11 protein-coding genes are annotated in these 15,869 nt (G+C 68.6%); 8 read left to right on the top strand and 3 right to left on the bottom strand.

Going from position 1 to position 15,869, the window contains the following annotated elements; all coding sequences use genetic code 11:
• Nucleotides 1-13 precede the first annotated feature (13 nt).
• The 4 genes from E4J16_RS15960 to E4J16_RS04875 all read left to right on the top strand — a co-directional run bounded on the left by E4J16_RS15960 (nucleotide 14) and on the right by E4J16_RS04875 (nucleotide 6,117).
• Complete coding sequence (locus E4J16_RS15960) at nucleotides 14-580, top strand: DapH/DapD/GlmU-related protein (protein ID WP_275669586.1); 567 nt, start codon at nucleotides 14-16, stop codon at nucleotides 578-580.
• A 64-nt stretch (nucleotides 581-644) separates the two neighbouring features.
• Nucleotides 645-1,073, top strand: coding sequence for a nuclear transport factor 2 family protein (locus tag E4J16_RS04865; RefSeq protein ID WP_136313411.1), 429 nt, complete (start codon nucleotides 645-647; stop codon nucleotides 1,071-1,073).
• A 629-nt stretch (nucleotides 1,074-1,702) separates the two neighbouring features.
• Nucleotides 1,703-4,636 (top strand): UvrD-helicase domain-containing protein, encoded by a 2,934-nt coding sequence (locus E4J16_RS04870; RefSeq protein ID WP_136313412.1) that lies wholly within the window; start codon nucleotides 1,703-1,705, stop codon nucleotides 4,634-4,636.
• A gap of 224 nt (nucleotides 4,637-4,860) precedes the next feature.
• A complete protein-coding gene (locus tag E4J16_RS04875; protein ID WP_240038273.1) occupies nucleotides 4,861-6,117 on the top strand; it encodes an alpha-amylase family protein in 1,257 nt (418 codons plus the stop codon).
• Here E4J16_RS04875 and E4J16_RS04880 read toward each other — a convergent pair.
• Nucleotides 6,111-6,674: a sugar O-acetyltransferase gene (locus E4J16_RS04880; RefSeq protein ID WP_204520007.1), complete on the bottom strand. Its 564-nt coding sequence runs from the start codon at nucleotides 6,672-6,674 to the stop codon at nucleotides 6,111-6,113. The genes E4J16_RS04875 and E4J16_RS04880 overlap by 7 nt on opposite strands.
• Before the next feature lie 438 nt (nucleotides 6,675-7,112).
• On the opposite strand from E4J16_RS04880, the gene E4J16_RS04885 reads away from it, so the two are divergent.
• Complete coding sequence (locus E4J16_RS04885) at nucleotides 7,113-7,919, top strand: CPBP family intramembrane glutamic endopeptidase (protein WP_240038274.1); 807 nt, start codon at nucleotides 7,113-7,115, stop codon at nucleotides 7,917-7,919.
• Between the two features lie 35 nt (nucleotides 7,920-7,954).
• Here the strand turns inward: E4J16_RS04885 and E4J16_RS04890 are convergent, their stop codons facing one another.
• Both E4J16_RS04890 and E4J16_RS04895 read right to left on the bottom strand, forming a co-directional pair.
• Nucleotides 7,955-10,405: a glycoside hydrolase family 3 C-terminal domain-containing protein gene (locus E4J16_RS04890; protein WP_136313415.1), complete on the bottom strand. Its 2,451-nt coding sequence runs from the start codon at nucleotides 10,403-10,405 to the stop codon at nucleotides 7,955-7,957.
• Between the two features lie 60 nt (nucleotides 10,406-10,465).
• The gene (locus E4J16_RS04895) at nucleotides 10,466-12,094 is read right to left on the bottom strand and encodes an MDR family MFS transporter (protein ID WP_240038275.1); all 1,629 of its coding nucleotides are present in this window, start codon (nucleotides 12,092-12,094) and stop codon (nucleotides 10,466-10,468) included.
• A 323-nt stretch (nucleotides 12,095-12,417) separates the two neighbouring features.
• Here E4J16_RS04895 and E4J16_RS04900 point away from each other — a divergent pair, with 323 nt between their 5' ends.
• The 3 genes from E4J16_RS04900 (at nucleotide 12,418) to E4J16_RS04910 (ending at nucleotide 15,759) form a co-directional block, all read left to right on the top strand.
• Nucleotides 12,418-13,725, top strand: coding sequence for an ABC transporter substrate-binding protein (locus E4J16_RS04900; protein ID WP_136313416.1), 1,308 nt, complete (start codon nucleotides 12,418-12,420; stop codon nucleotides 13,723-13,725).
• A gap of 118 nt (nucleotides 13,726-13,843) precedes the next feature.
• The gene (locus E4J16_RS04905; protein ID WP_136192862.1) at nucleotides 13,844-14,887 is read left to right on the top strand and encodes a carbohydrate ABC transporter permease; all 1,044 of its coding nucleotides are present in this window, start codon (nucleotides 13,844-13,846) and stop codon (nucleotides 14,885-14,887) included.
• The gene (locus E4J16_RS04910) at nucleotides 14,884-15,759 is read left to right on the top strand and encodes a carbohydrate ABC transporter permease (protein WP_136192863.1); all 876 of its coding nucleotides are present in this window, start codon (nucleotides 14,884-14,886) and stop codon (nucleotides 15,757-15,759) included. Before E4J16_RS04905 ends, E4J16_RS04910 begins: the two co-directional genes overlap by 4 nt.
• Nucleotides 15,760-15,869 lie beyond the last annotated feature (110 nt).

Consider the following 15,869-nt stretch of genomic DNA (forward strand, 5'->3'; position numbering starts at 1 on the left):
GGCAGGGTCCGGAATGGCGCATAAGGACATCTGGGACCGCCTGCGCGACGGCGACGACGTAGACCTGTTCGAGCAGGAGTACACAGACATCGTGCGAGTCGAGTTCGCCCGCTGCCGCGACCTCATGTTCGACATCAACCTCACCCGCCCCTCCGACCCGGCACTGCCCGGAATGTGGGGCGACCTACTGGGACTGGACGGGCCACTGGACCCATCCATCCGGCTCATTCACCCGATGCAGATCGACTTCGGCAAGCGAATGCACATCGCCCCGAACGTACTGATCAACCACAGCTTCACGGCCATGTTGATCGGCGGGATCAGCATCGGTGAGGGCACCTTCATCGGGCCCAGCGTCACCGCGGTCACCGACAACCACCGGCTTGACGATGTCACCATCCTCAACTGCCACCCCATCGCCATCGGTCGACGGGTGTGGATCGGTGCGGGTGCCTCGATCATGCCCGGAGTCACCGTGGGCGACGACGCCGTGATCGCCGGCGGAGCCGTGGTCACCAAGGACGTCCCGCCCCGCAGCGTCGTCGCCGGCGTGCCGGCGCGAGTGATCCGCGAGAAGTAGCCGAACGGTCGGCCCATGCCACGCAGCCTCAACCCGAACCACCCTGAGAAAGTAGAGAACACTCATGCCCACCGAACTCGAGCACAAGGACGCCATCCGCGAGGTCATCGACCGCTTCTCCAACCTGGAGATCGACGTCGCCGAGCAGTCCAAGCTGTTCACCCCGGACACCCACGTCGAGGTCTACAACGCCGACGGCTCGAAGATGATGGAGTTCGACGGCGCCGACCAGCTGGTCGAGCTCTTCGGAGCCGCCATGGCCGCCGTTAAGACCTCCTTCCACATCAACGGCCAGCAGGTCATCACGATCGACGGCTACACCGCCACCGACGTCCACTACGGGCAGGCCCTGCTCGTCCAGGAACAGGACGGCAAGGACGTGCTCCTGTCCCACTCCATCCGCTACATCGACACCCTGGTTCTGCGCGACGGCGTCTGGCGCATCAGCCGCCGTGAGCAGCACTTCGTGATCTCCCAGACGCGCGACTACTGACGTGCGTTGACGTGGGGTGGTCTGAGCCCGTCTCCCGTTTCAGCGGGGGACGGGCTCAGCCCGTAGGGGTCTGGGCGCGGGCCTGACCCGGTTGCCGCCACGATGGAAATGTCCAAGATCGGCATAGACGCCGCCGCCCGGCGGCATCGCGACCAATGAAAGCGCGGAATATCAACGATCTGCCAGATATCGGTCGCCGTCTCAGGCTCTTTTAGGGGCTCTTCCGGTTTGAGGGTGCGGAGGGTGCGTTGGTTCCAGCGGAGGCTGCGGTGTGGGGGGCCTGGTGAGCGTGCCGGTTCGCCACGGTGCAAGTGTCTGCCGGCGCCCCGGCGCCCGGAGCGGGTTCATCTGCAACGCCACTTCGCCGTCTGTAACGCCACTTCGGGGTTAACAACGCCAGTTAACCGTCTGCTGAAGGCCCCAGGGGTATACAGCAGAACGTTAAGTAGCGTTGTTAACGTCCAACCGGCGCAGCAGACACCCCACCCCACCACAACCACCACACCCCCAAACCGGAAGCGGCAGCGAACGCTCCGGCCACCGTTGCACTGCGGCCGTCGACGGGGTCCTTCGCAGTCGTCCGCCCGGGTCCAGCCCGGGCGCGCAAACCGTCTAGGCTTGGCACCACGATGAACGACGCGATGAATGCCCTCTTCGGTGCCCTGCCCATGCCCGGCTCCGGCAGCGACACCCCGCCGCCAGAGACAGTCCTGCCCTCGCTCGACCCGGCCGGTGCGGCCTGGGATGACGACTCGTGGGCCGCCGTCGAGCCCCCGGCGGAGGAGGACCTGGCCGCCTACGACCCGGTTGAGGCGGCCCCCGCCCCCTCCGCCGCCGACGCGGCCGCCATCGCCCCCACCTGGGAGGAGCACCAGGCCGAGCTCACCGCGCTTGTCGCCCGCGCCCAGGCCAACGCCGCCGCCGCACGCGCCCGCAACGGCGTCGACGGCAGCGCCGCGGGTGCGGCGGGCGGCCCTGGTGCCCAGCCCCGCTACGGCATCACCGTCGCCGACCCCGCCGAGCTGCTCGCCGGACTCAACCCCGCCCAGGAGCAGGCCGTCACCCACGCCGGCTCCCCGCTGCTGATAATCGCCGGCGCCGGTAGTGGCAAGACCCGCGTGCTCACCCACCGCATCGCCTACCTGCTGGCCACCGGCCGCGCCCGCCCCGGCGAGATCCTCGCCATCACCTTCACCAACAAGGCCGCCGCAGAGATGCGCGAGCGCGTGGCCGGCCTGGTGGGGCCGGCGGGGGAGCGCATGTGGGTGTCCACCTTCCACTCCGCCTGCGTGCGCATCCTGCGCCGCGAGCACGAGGCCGCCGGGCTGCGCTCCACCTTCTCCATCTACGACGCCGCCGACTCCACCCGCCTGATCACCCTGATCGTGCGCGAGCTCGGCATCGACCCCAAGCGTTTCACCCCCAAGACCTTCGCCGCCCGCATCTCGGATCTGAAGAACGAGCTGATCACCCCGGCGGAGTTCGCCGGGCGCGCCGTGACCTCCAACCCCTTCGAGCGGCACCTGACCGAGGTATACAGCGCGTATGCGCGGCGGCTCGCGGCCGCCAACGCCCTGGACTTCGACGACCTGATCATGCGCACCGTGCAGCTGCTGCAGGCCAAGCCGGCGGTGGCGGAGATGTACCGGCGCCGCTTCCGTCACGTGCTCGTCGATGAGTACCAGGACACCAACCACGCCCAGTACGTGCTCGTGCGCGAACTGGTCGGCGGACCGGGCACCTCCGGCGCCGACTCGCCCGTCCCGCCGGGTGAACTGACCGTGGTGGGTGACTCGGACCAGTCCATCTACGCCTTCCGCGGGGCCACCATCCGCAACATCGAGGAGTTCGAGCAGGACTACCCCAGTGCGCGCACGATTCTGCTGGAGCAGAACTACCGCTCCACCCAGAACATCCTGTCCGCCGCCAACGCGGTGATCGCCCGCAACACCGGGCGCCGGGAGAAGAACCTGTGGACCGCCTCCGGCGACGGCCCCAGGATCATCGGTTACGTGGCCGACTCCGAGCACGACGAGGCCCGCTGGATCAGCTCCGAGATCGACCGCCTCGCCGATGAGTGCGGCGTCCGCCCCCGCGACGTCGCCATCTTCTACCGCACCAACGCCCAGTCCCGTGCACTGGAGGAGGCCTTCGTCCGCTCCGGCCAGCCCTACAAGGTGGTCGGTGGCACCCGCTTCTACGAGCGGCGCGAGATCAAGGACGCGATCGCCTACCTGCGCGCAGTCGACAACCCCGACGACGACGTCTCCATCCGCCGCGTCCTGAACGTCCCCAAGCGGGGCCTGGGGGACAAGGCCGAGGCCGCCCTGGCCGAGCACGCCGCCCGCTACGCCGTCTCCTTCGGCACCGCCGTGGCCGACGCCGCCGGGACCCTCCGGCCCGTACCGACCGCAGGAGCGGGGGAGGGCGAGGGGGCGGCGCCGCCCGCCGTCGTCGGACTGACCACGCGCGCCACCCGGCAAGTAACGGGCTTCCACGACCTGCTCACCTCCCTGCGGCACGCGCGTGATGCCGGCGACGGCGTCGCCGACATCCTCGACGCCGCCCTGGACGCCTCCGGCTACCTGGCGGAGCTGCGCGCCAGCGACGACCCGCAGGACGCCAGCCGGGTGGAGAACCTGGCCGAGCTGCACGCCGTCGCCTCCGACTTCCAGGCCGCCAACCCCGACGGCACGCTCGCCGACTTCCTCGAACGGGTCTCGCTGGTGGCCGACTCCGACCAGCTGCCCCCCAGCGCCGACGTCGCCGACCAGGCCGAGGCCCAGGCTCGCGAGCAGGGGCAGGTGACCCTGATGACGGTGCACACCGCCAAGGGGCTGGAGTTCCCGGTCGTGTTCGTCACCGGCCTGGAGGACGGCACCTTCCCGCACTCCCGCTCGCTGGCCGAGGAGACCGAGCTGGCCGAGGAACGCCGCCTGGCCTACGTGGCCGTCACCCGCGCCCGCGAGCGCCTGTACCTGACCCGCGCCGCCGTGCGCTCCGCCTGGGGGAGCGCCACCGCCATGCCGCCCTCACGCTTCCTCGACGACATCCCCGCAGACACGATCGAGTGGAAGCGCATCGCCTCCTCCATGGACGCGCTGCGCGGCGGCGGCACCGGCTGGGGCGCCTCCTGGGATGAGGGCGGCTTCGGTGCGCGCCGCGGCTACGGGCACCACAGCGAGGCGGCCCCCGACGACGACGGTGACTTCGCCCCCGCCATCGGCTCCGGGCGGCGCACCCGCACCGGGAAACTGGGCCGGGTCGAGACGCCTAAGGACCGGGCCGAGGCGCGTCGCGCCAAGCGCCTGGCGGCGCGTGGCAAACCCGTGCGCCTGGGCGTGGCCCAGCCCGAGGCCGACTCCGCGGAGGCTGCCCTGCCCGAGGCGGTGGCCGGGCTCAAGACCGGCGACCGGGTACGTCACAAGACCTATGGGGAGGGCAGTGTCGTTGGTATTGAGGGCACGGGCCGCTCCGCCGTCGCCCGCGTGGAGTTCATCATCGACGGTGCCCCGGCCACCAAGCGCCTCATGCTGCGCCTGGCTCCGGTCGAGCGGGTCTGACGAGCGAGCCCGAGGACCGGCTCGGCCTCGTGGACTGGCCACTCGCCACTCGGTGGTGCGGCGTCGCCCACGACGAGCAGCCTCGATGTTATGTTGGACACGCCTGTCCGACACAGGCGGCAGCGGCCCGCTCCCGGAGCCCTGGCCACCATCGCGTGTGGCCTCGTGCGCTCACATCAGGGACCGCTCGGTGTTGCCGCACTGACTCAGTGAATGGAGTGCCCGTGTCCTCTTGGAGTGATTCCTGCATCTGGTGGCACGTCTACCCGCTGGGCTTCACCGGCGCGCCGGTCCGCCCCACCGAGGCCGAGCGGGTGCTCACCCCCCGGCTGGACGCCCTGGAACCGTGGCTGGACTACCTGATCGCCCTGGGCGCCAACGGGCTGGCGCTGGGGCCGGTCTTCACCTCGGAGACCCACGGCTATGACACGGTCGACTTCTATTCCATCGACCCGCGCCTGGGGGACGATGCCGCCTTCGACCGGCTGATCTCCGCCTGCCACCGGCGCGGCATCAACGTCATGCTCGACGGCGTGTTCAACCACGTCGGTACCGCTCACCCGAGTTTCCGGGCCGCTATGGCCGGGGACAAGCGGGCGCAAGAGCTGTTCCGCCTGGAGCACACCGACGCCGGCGTGACCCACCGGGACTTCGAGGGGCACCGGGGCCTGGCCGCCCTCAACCACGACTCGGACGCCGTCGTCGAGCTGGTGGCCGACGTGATGCGCCACTGGCTACGCCGCGGCGCCATGGCCTGGCGCCTGGATGCCGCCTACGCCGTCCCCCCGGAGTTCTGGGCGCGGGTGCTGCCGCAGGTGCGCGAGGAGTTCCCCGAGGCCTGGTTCATGGGGGAGGTGATCCACGGCGACTATGCGGACATCGTGACCCGTTCCGGCATGGACTCGGTGACCCAGTACGAGCTGTGGAAGGCGATCTGGAGCTCACTGCTGGATGAGAACTTCTTCGAGCTCGACTGGTGCCTCAAGCGGCACAACGAGCTACTGCCGACCTTCACGCCCATGACCTTCATCGGCAACCACGACGTCACCCGGATCGCCACCCGCCTGGGCGACGCAAAGACTGCCCTGGCGGTGGCGCTGCTGCTGACCGTGGGCGGCATCCCGTCGATCTACTACGGGGATGAGCAGGCCTTCCGCGGGGAGAAGACCGAGCGGCTCGGCGGCGACGACGAGGTACGGCCCGCCTTTCCCGCCGACCCCGAGCGGCTCTCGCCCCTGGGAGCGCCGATGCTGCGCCTGCACCAGGACCTGATCGCCCTGCGCCGCCGCAACCCGTGGCTGGCGACGGCCACCACGGTGACCCGTCACCTCGACAACCGCGCCTACAGTTACGACACGCTGGGCCCCGACGGGCAGCGGCTCGCCGTCGAACTGCGCCTGGAGCCGGCCCCGGTCGCCGTCGTCACCGCCCCCGGCGGGCAGGTGCTGCGCATCGGGGGCGACGCCGACAGCAGTCAGTGACGGTGCGGGTGGAAGGTCGTGTCATCCAGGGCACGGATCACCCGGGCCGGGTTGCCCACCGCCAGTGAACCCGCCGGGATATCCCGGGTGACTACAGCGCCTGCACCGATGACGCAGTCGTCCCCGATGGTGACTCCGGGGCAGACGATCACTCCGCCGCCGAGCCACACGTTGTCGCCAATGGTGATCGGGTCCGCGGATTCCAGGCGGGCACGGCGCGGCGTCGGCTCCAACGGGTGCACCGGGGTCAGCAACTGCACATTCGGACCCAGCTGGCAGTTCGCCCCGATTCGGATCGGGGCGACGTCCAGCGCGGTGAGCCCGTAGTTGGCGAAGGTTCCCGGCCCAATGGTGAGGTTCTCCCCGTAGTCGACGCGAACGGGCGGCAGCAGCACCACATCCTCACCCAGATGCGGGATGGCGGCACGCAGGTGCTTGGCCGCGTCGGGAGCGCCCTCATTGAAGGCACGCTCGTAGCGGGCCAGCTCGCGGCGGGCGTGTGCCGCGATGCGCGCGTTCTCCGGGTCGTCGGCCACGTACCACTCACCGGCAAGCATCCGCTGCCGGTTGCTACGGCCGCCATCGGCCGGAAGCCAGTATGCGGCGGCGTTGGGGTCTGCGGGACCGGGGCAACCGGTGTCGGGGTTCATAGGCGTGAGTGTAGTGTTCTCAGATCGGCACGACTCGGCCGCGCTGGGGAACACTCTGAAACCGGATGCATGGGGCATGCTGACCGGCCACCGGGGCGGCTACACGGCTCACCCCGCACCTGAACGGTTCTAGGAGACGGCATGACAATCCACGCCCCCCAACCAGCGAGTTCCTCAGACCCGGTCACGACCGGCGAACGCGGTCTACTGGCGATCGCGGACCGGGTGATCCCGGCGGCGTCGCCGCACGCCCGCCGTGCTCCGGAAGCGGCCCGACGTTGGGGCTGGCAACTGCTGGCAGGCTTTTCTTCACTTATCGCATCACGGATCGCGATTGTCCTGACTGTGGTCATTGCCGCTGTGGTGAGTGGGCAGCGGATCGGTGCGGGGCACCTACTGGAGAACCTTTTCAATGAGCCCGCCGTGTTCCTCGTAGGCTCCGGCGTCTCGGCACTGGCCGCCGTGGCCGGCTACTGGGCGCTCATGCGGTGGATTCGCGGCACGAGTGTTTCGGAGCTGGCCGGTCCGGGGAAGCTCAGCGAGTTCTTGTTCGGGATGGGGCTGGGGGCGCTGTTGATGGCCACCGTGGTGGCGCTGCTTGCGGCGGTCGGCTGCTACCGGGTGACCGCCGTCGGATGGGACGCGGGCATACTTATTGGCGCATCCGCGGGTCTGGCCGCGGGCTTCGCGGAGGAGATCCTGTTCCGAGGCGTGCTGCTGCGGCTGGCAGAGCGATGGCTCGGCACCGCCTGGGCGCTGGGACTGACCTCGGTGCTGTTCGGCGCGGCGCATATCACCAACCCGGAGGCGGGCGTATTCGGTGCCGTGGCGATCATGCTTGAGGCGGGCATTCTGATGGGGGCCTGCTACCTGGCTACACGTCGACTCTGGATGGCCTTCGGCACCCATGTGGCGTGGAACTTCGTACAGGGCGGTATCTTCGGCTCGGACGTCTCCGGCACCGGCATGGGCCGCGGACTGTTTGCGGCCCGTTTCTCCGGCCCCGATCTGCTCACCGGAGGAGAGATGGGGGTCGAGGGCTCCCTGGTGGCCGTGGTGGTGTGCACCGCGGCGGGCGCGGTGATGCTGCTGGTGGCACGCCACCGCGGCCTGCTGCTGCCGCGCCGCAGCGCTCGCGGCCGGGCACAGTAGCGGGAAGGCTCCTTTGCCCGTGGCCGCCCGCGGGTTCACTCGGCGGCCGCCCGGGCGGCCGGCGTGGTGGCCGCCATGCGCAGTACGTGCAGTGCCGTCTGCTGCAGCTCACCCAGGGTGAGGTGCTCTCCGCTGGTGTCATCCGGCGAGTAGCCGTCCAGCACGGCGTCGTCGTGGCCATCGGCGCGGGTGGATGACCAGGTCTCGCCGCCGGGCATGAGCACGTCGACGCCCGCACGCACCCGCGTCGCCGAGTCCTTCAGCTGTGGGAAGAGCGGGTCGGGCGCGTAGCGCATCCACCAGTCGGTCATCACATTGCCCCGGTAACCCCACTCGCCGCGCAGGATGGTGGTGACCAGGTCGTAGTTGTAGTGGGCCCACTGGTCGTTGACCTTGTTGTAGCTGGTCATGATGTTGTGCGGGTCCGCCTCCTGCACGCAGATGCGGAAGCCGCGCAGGTAGATCTCCCGCAGCGCCCGGGCCGACACGCGCGAGTCGTTGTAGATGCGGTTGGTCTCCTGGTTGTTGCAGGCGAAGTGCTTGGGGCAGGCGGACACCCCCTGCGCCTGGATGCCGCGCACGACGGCGGCCGCCGCCAGCCCGGTCAGCAGCGGGTCCTCCGAGTAGTACTCGAAGTTGCGCCCGCACAGCGGGTCGCGGTGAATGTTCATGCCCGGTGCCAGCAGCACGTCCGAGCCCTTGCGGAGCATCTCCTGGCCGTGCAGTGCAGCCAGCTCCTCCAGTAGCGACTCGTCCCAGGTGGAGGCCAGGGCGGTGCCGCAGGGCAGCAGGCTGGCGTAGGCGGACACGCGGATCCCGGAGGGACCGTCGGTGGTGATCACCGGTGGGACGCCCAGCGCGCGCAGGCGCTCGGTCAGGCCGCCGAAGGCGCCGGCATTGCCCGGGGCGCCCAGCGGCGAGTTCATCTCCACGTCCCCGTAGGCCAGCTGTGCCAGGTCCTCCACGCCAAGCTGCGCTACGAAGGCCTCCATGGTGGCGCGCCCGGCGACGACGTCGCTGAAGCGGATACCGACGTCGCCGGTTGGCTCGATAACCTCCGGCAGGCCTGACAGTATCCGTGCGCGCAGATCGGTGGTCGCCGTCGGCACGCGCTCCCAGCCGACTCGGGTGCGTCCGTCACCGCCCCGGTTCGTGGTCATGCGGTCGAACGGGTGATCGGGGGAGGGGGCGAGCGCCTCCTGAAGCTGCTCGACCACCTCGGTGTTCTCCACGACGACGGCGCCGGCGTCAATGGTCTGCCGCACCGAGGTGCCCACGTACAACGGGTAGGCGCCGGCCTCGACCACCCAGGCGTGGGCGTGACCGGTGCTGCCGGAGTCGTCGAATGACGCCAGGCGGCCCCAGGGGAAGGAGACCGTCACCTCCTGGGACTCGCCCGGGGCGACCACGCCACTGCGGGCGAAGGCGACCAGTTCTCGGGCCGGGTGGGGCAGGGCGGCGTCCGCTGGTGCACCCCGGTAGACCTGGATCACCGTGGACCCGGGGCGCGGGCCGGTGTTACTCACCTGCACGTGCACGGTGACGTCCGCGTCCGAGGCGGGGGCGGCGTCATCAAGGCGGGCGCCGGACAGCGCGAAGGACGTGTACCCCAGGCCGTGACCAAAGGGGAACAGCACCTTGTCAGGTGCGAAAGTCTCGAAGTAGCGGTAGCCGACGAACACGTCCTCGGCGTAGTTGTTGAAGTCCTTGCCTCCGAAGTTCACGGCCGACGGGTAGTCCGCGTAGGCGCGGGCGATGGTGTCCGTCAGGTGCCCACCCGGCTCGGTGACCCCGGTGAGCACGTCGGCCACGGCCCGGCCGCCCTCCATGCCCCCGGGCCAGGCCAGCAGCAGGGCGGACACGCCCAGCTCCTCGGCCCAGGACAGGTCCATGACGTTGCCGGAGTTGACGATTACCACCGTGCTCTCGAAGTGGTCGGTGACCTGCTCCAGCAGGGTGCGCTCAACCTCCGTGAGGTAGTAGCCGCCGGGCTCCAGCACGTTCTCCCGGTCCTCCCCGGCCGCCCGACCGATGACGACGACAGCGGTGCGGGCACGGGAGGCGGCCGCGGCCACCAGCTCGGCGTCCACTTCCATCTCCGGGTAGAAGCGCGGCCAGTTGCCCCACTCCTCCACTGGCGGTTCCTGGGCCGCGCACCAATGGCGGTAGACGGACGCCAACTCGGCGTCGACGCTCACCCCCTGCTGTACCAGGCTGCCCAGCAGGTTGGTGGTGTAGACGGCGTTCACGTCGCCGCCGGAGCCGTAGCCGACGGCGAACCAGTCGATCTGGACGCGGCCGAACACGGCCACGGGCTCGGCGGGAGACAGTGGGAGGACGCCGTCGTTGGTGAGCAGGACGGTGCCCTCGGCGGCGGCTCGGCGGGCCAGCTCGGCCAGGCGCGGGTCATAGGAGCGGTCGGCGTCGGGGGCGGTAGCGGAGGTGTTCAGGTTCTGCGCGACCTCGCTGGTGGTGTTGGCGGTCATGGCTGATTGTCTCCGTAGAAGTGCATGCAGGTCGGGTGGGACGGCGGTGTCAGCCCAAGCCTAACCGTCCGTGCGGTCGGTGTGATAGGCGTCGGCGGGGCCGAACTCGGCGAGCTCCTCCTCAAACTGCTCCAGGCCGGTCTTGGTCGACAGCGGGATCGGCTTGAACAGGCAGGCCACTGCCGCCGCCACCAGCAGCACCGGGGCCAGCGACAGCAGCACGGGAGCCAGCGCATGGTGGTAGGCGTCCACCACTGCGGCGCCCGTGGCGGCGTTCAAACTCCGGGCGATGGCCGGAGTGATTGAAGCGGCCTCACGCGAGTCGAAGCCGAGGGAGAGTAGGGACGCGGTCAGGCGGCCGGTGAACAGCACACCAACGACCGTGTTGCCGATCGACACCCCGATCTCCCGGAAGAAGTTATTGGTGGAGGTGGCGGTGCCTAGCATGCTGGCGGGTAGCGCGTTCTGGATGACGAGGACGCTGAGCTGCAGGAACATCCCAATGCCGATTTCCAGGACGAATACGGCCACGCCGGTCCAGGCCACGGGGGCGTCGGCGGGCAGCAGACCCAGCATGGCCATGCCGGTCGCGGCCACCAGCGAGCCCACGATCGGGAAGGGCTTGTAGCGGCCGGTGCGGGTGACCAGAGTGCCTGACAACAGCGACCCGGTGAACATTCCGACGCTGCCCGGCACCAGCAGCAGACCGGACATGGTGGCGGACACGCCGTGGACCATCTGCAGGTAGGTCGGCAGGTACCCGTTCATGCCGAACATGCAGGCAGCCATGAGCACCGAGACGACGGTGGCGGTGATGAAGGTGTGATCGGTCAGCACCTGCAGCGGCAGGATCGGGTCTGCGGCTCGCCTCTCCACCGGGACGACGGCGGCCCAGGCGGCCACGGTGATGCCGATGAGCCCCAGCATTACCGGGCTGCTCCAGGCGTATGTGGTCCCGCCCCAGGTGGCGATGAGGACGATCCCCGCGGCGCCGATGCTGGTCAGTGCCAGCCCGGCCCAGTCGACGCTGAAGCTGCCGGAGCGCCGCGGCATGCGCAGCGCGATAGCTACCGCCGCCCAGGCGAACAGGCCGAAAGGCAGGAAGAACCAGAAGGTCCAGCGCCAACCGAGCCAGTCCGACAGCCATCCGCCCAGAAGCGGGCCGAGAATGGCGGCAATGCCGAACATGGCGCCCATGGGCGCCATGTACGTGCCGCGTACACGTGGCGGGATGATGTCGCCGGTGATGGCCTGAGAGCAGATCATCAGGCCACCACCGCCCAGGCCCTGTACGAAGCGGAAGACCGTGAAGGCAAACATGTCGGTCGCCAGGCCGCACAGGGCCGAGCCCCCGACGAACAGCGCAATGGCCAGCAGGTAGAGCCGCTTGCGGCCCACCAGGTCGCCGAGCTTGCCGTTGATCGGCATGGCCAGCGTCTGGCCGAGCGTGTAGGCGGTGATTGCCCAGGACATGTGGGCCACGCCGCCCAGGTCGCCAATGACGGTCGGCAGTGCGGTGGCGATCACCGTGTGGTACATCGCGGTGAGGAACTGGACCATCATCAGGCAGATGTACACGACCCAGAACCGCCGGTCGGGGCGGAAGGTCATGCCCTCGACGGTGCCGGAGATCCCCTGCGAATTCGGCTGGGTGTTCATCTGTTCGCCATGCGTGGGGGTGTTGCTCATTACCTCGAATCTCTCCTCGCGGCACGCCAAGTGGGGAGGGGCCCGAAGTCGGGAAGGGCGTGCCGCGCAACAAATCTTGCCAAACGGGCGGGTGCGCTGCGAAACGCCTGCGGAGAGGTATTGGGCACCCCTGGTGCACAGGAGTCGACCATCCCGTTGGGTCACGGTCTCACAACGAAGATTCCTGTCGGTTGCGGGCTGCGTTCCGGCGAGCTGCTGGCTGGGCTACATTGGTCTCGCCATACAGTCGACGCGCGTCGACGGCGTGTGTTCGCCCAACGAGTGAGCGAGCTCACGCGTGGTGTTTCAAGGAGGAAAAGCACATGGCATCTCGTCTACCCCGTCGTCGTTTCATCCAGGGGTCAGCTGTGGTCGCGGCCCTTTCGGCTGCGGCCGCCTGTTCCGGCGGCGGATCCAACAGTTCAGGCACGAGCGCATCCGCCGCGTCAACGGCCGACTTCACCGGCACGGGACCGATCACCTGGGTGCAGGGCAAGGACAACTCCGACGGCAAGGTGCAAGAACGCATCGATGAGTGGAACGAGCTGTACCCCGATGAGAAGGTCACGCTGATCGAGCTGTCGGCCGAGGCCGATCAACAGCGCCAGTCGCTCATCAACAACGCCCAGACCCAGTCCGACGCCTACGACGTGATCTCAATCGACAACGTGTGGGTGGCCGAGTTCGCCGCCAACCAGTGGGTCGTGCCCCTGCCCGAGGATGACCTGAAGAACGATGACATCGTGGAGTCCGTCTGGCAGACCGGCCTATACATGGATCGGCTGTACGGGATGCCCTTCGCCACGGACTCCTCGATCATGTTCTACCGCAAGGACTTCCTCGAGGAGGCCGGCGTCGAGGTACCCACCACCTGGGATGAGGTCAAGTCCGCCATCGACGCCGTGCGCGCCCTGCCGGGGCACGAGAAGATCGGCGGCTTCGGCGGCCAGTTCGCCAAGTACGAGGGGCTGACCTGCTGCGCCAGCGAGTTCATCAACACCGCGGGCGGCTCCTTCTACGACGACGAGGGCAACGTCACCATCAACTCCCCGGAGGCGATCGCCGGCCTGCAGGTGCTGATCGACGGCTTCAAGGACGGCTACATCCCCAAGGAGGCTCTGGAGTGGAAGGAGGAGGACGGCCGCAACGCCTTCGAGTCCGGCGACCTGCTCTTCTACCGCCAGTGGCCCTACCAGTACGCCAACAACATGGCCGCCCTCGGGGAGGAGAAGTTCGGCGTCGCCGCGCTGCCCACCATCGAAGGCAAGGACTTCGTCCCCACCCTGGGCGGACACAACTGCGGTATCTCCGCGTATTCGAAGAACAAGGCGACGGCGCTGAAGTTCGTTCAGTGGTGGACCAGCCAGGAGTCCGAGAAGTACGCGCTGGAGACCCAGACCCTCGCGCCCATTCTCGGCTCGCTGTACGAGGACTCCGAGATGCTCGAGCAGTTCCCCTACCTGCCCACGCTGCGCGAGTCCCTCGACTCCGCCAAGGGGCGGCCGAAGGCCGTCTCCTACGGTGACGTGACCGCCGCGATCCAGGACGCCCTCTACCCGGCGGTGCAGCAGCAGGTCACGGCAGAGGAGGCCATCAGCAACCTGGAGACCGCGCTCAAGGCCCTGTCCTGAGACGCGGTCGGCACGCCATTCTCACGGATTCGTGGCCTGCTCCACCGGTGGGGCGGGATGCCCCTCCCGCCCCACCGGACAGTGCAGTGGGCGCAAAGAGTTAGAGGCAACACAGGCAATGAGCGCTAATACCTACGTGCCGGATGTGAACCGCCGGTCCAAATCCAGTCGGGCGCAAGCGCGCCTGGCGTGGCTGCTGATCACCCCGACGATCCTCGTGCTGACGATCGTCATCATCCTCCCCGTATTCCAGTCCTTGCGGCAGTCCCTTTACGGCAAGGCCGGACTCGATCCCGAGACCGGATTCGTCTCCGACGTCGAGCCCTTCGTGGGACTGGACAACTACACCGCCATCTTCACCGACGCCGGATCCCGCTTCTGGACGGCCGCCTGGAACACCACGCTGTTCGGCGTGGTCACCGTGGTCCTGGAGACCATCCTCGGCGTGGCAATGGCGCTGATCATGCACCGGGCCATGCGCGGGCGCGGCTTCGTCCGCGCGGCGATCCTGGTTCCATGGGCGATCCCCACCGCCGTCTCCGCCATCCTGTGGGGCTGGATCTTCAACCAGAACGGCGTGGCCAACGCCATCCTGGGGCAACACATCATGTGGGCCTCGGGCAACGCCACCGCCAAGCTCGCCATCATCATCGCCGACGTGTGGAAGACCGCCCCCTACATCGGGCTGCTCACGCTCGCCGGGCTTCAGGTCATCCCAGACGAGGTCTACGAGGCCGCCAAGATCGACGGAGCGAACGCCTGGAAGCGGTTCACCCGGATCACGCTGCCGCTGGTCAAGCCGGCACTGGTGGTCGCGGTGCTGTTCCGCGCTCTGGACGCACTGCGCATGTTCGACCTGCCCTACATTCTCATCGGCCCGCGCAAGGGGTCGGTCGAGACGATCTCCATGCTCGTCCAGGACGAGGCCTCCAACTTGCGCTACGGCTCGGCGGCCGCGTACGCGCTCATCCTGTTCCTATACGTGTTCATCTTCGCCTTCGCCTTCACCCGGATCACCCACGCCGACCTGGGGGCCACCGCTCCGCGCAGCGGCGGCAGGCGGGGGCGCAGGCTGCCCGCCACCGTCTTCCTGCCGCGACGCAGCCCCTCCGCCGTCGGGGCGAGCGGCGCCGCCGAGCCCACTGAGAGGAGCGCGTCATGAGCGCGGCAACTGCGTCAACACCGGTGAGCGTGCGACCCCGGAGGAAGATCGACTGGGCCGGCGGCCTGTCGACCTTCGGCATCGTCCTCATCGTCATCTACTGTCTCGCCCCGTTCTACTGGATGCTCGTGTCCTCCCTGCGGCCCGACACGGAGATCTTCGAGAACACCTGGTGGCCCAGGCACGTCTCCTTCGAGAACTACCAGGCGGTGTTCTCCGCCAAGAACAACTTCGGGCAAGGGCTGATCAACTCGCTCATCGTCTCCGTGGTGGTGACCGTGGTTGCCCTGGCAATTGCCACCTTCGCCTCCTACGCGCTCGCACGGCTGGACTTCCGCGGCAAGAGCGTGCTGCTGCTGGTGGTGCTGGCCACCTCGATGTTCCCGCTGGTGGCCATCATCGTGCCGCTGCTGAAGAACTTCTCAGCCTGGGGCTGGATCAACACCTACCAGGCGATGATCATCCCGGACCTGTCGTTCTCACTGCCGCTGGCGGTGTGGAACCTGACCAGCTTCTTCCGGCAGATGCCCCAGGAACTGGAGCAGTCCGCCATGGTCGACGGCTGCACCCCAGGGCAGGCCTTCCGCAAGGTGATCCTGCCGATCGCCGCACCCGGCATCTTCACCACCGCCATCATCATCTTCATCGGCGCCTGGAACGAGTTCCTGGTGGCCGTGACGATGATCAACAACCCGGTCATGCAGCCCGCCACCGTGCTGCTGTCGAAGTTCACCGGCGCATCCCAGTTCAACACCCCATTCGGCTCGCAGATGGCCGCGGGCGTGATCATGACCCTGCCGCTGGTGATCATGGTGCTGATCTTCCAGCGTCGCATCGTGGCCGGCCTGGCCGCGGGCGGGCTCAAGCAGTGACGCGGACGGGGCGGGTGCGCGGCGCCTGCGCACCCGCCCCGTGCGAGTTGTTTTTTGCCCTGTCCTAGCTTATGTACCATCCACCCGTGCCCGGGAGCCGCCGTTTCCGG

The sequence above is a fragment of the Actinomyces procaprae genome, from assembly GCF_004798665.1.
GTDB classification, from domain to species: Bacteria; Actinomycetota; Actinomycetes; order Actinomycetales; family Actinomycetaceae; genus Actinomyces; species Actinomyces procaprae.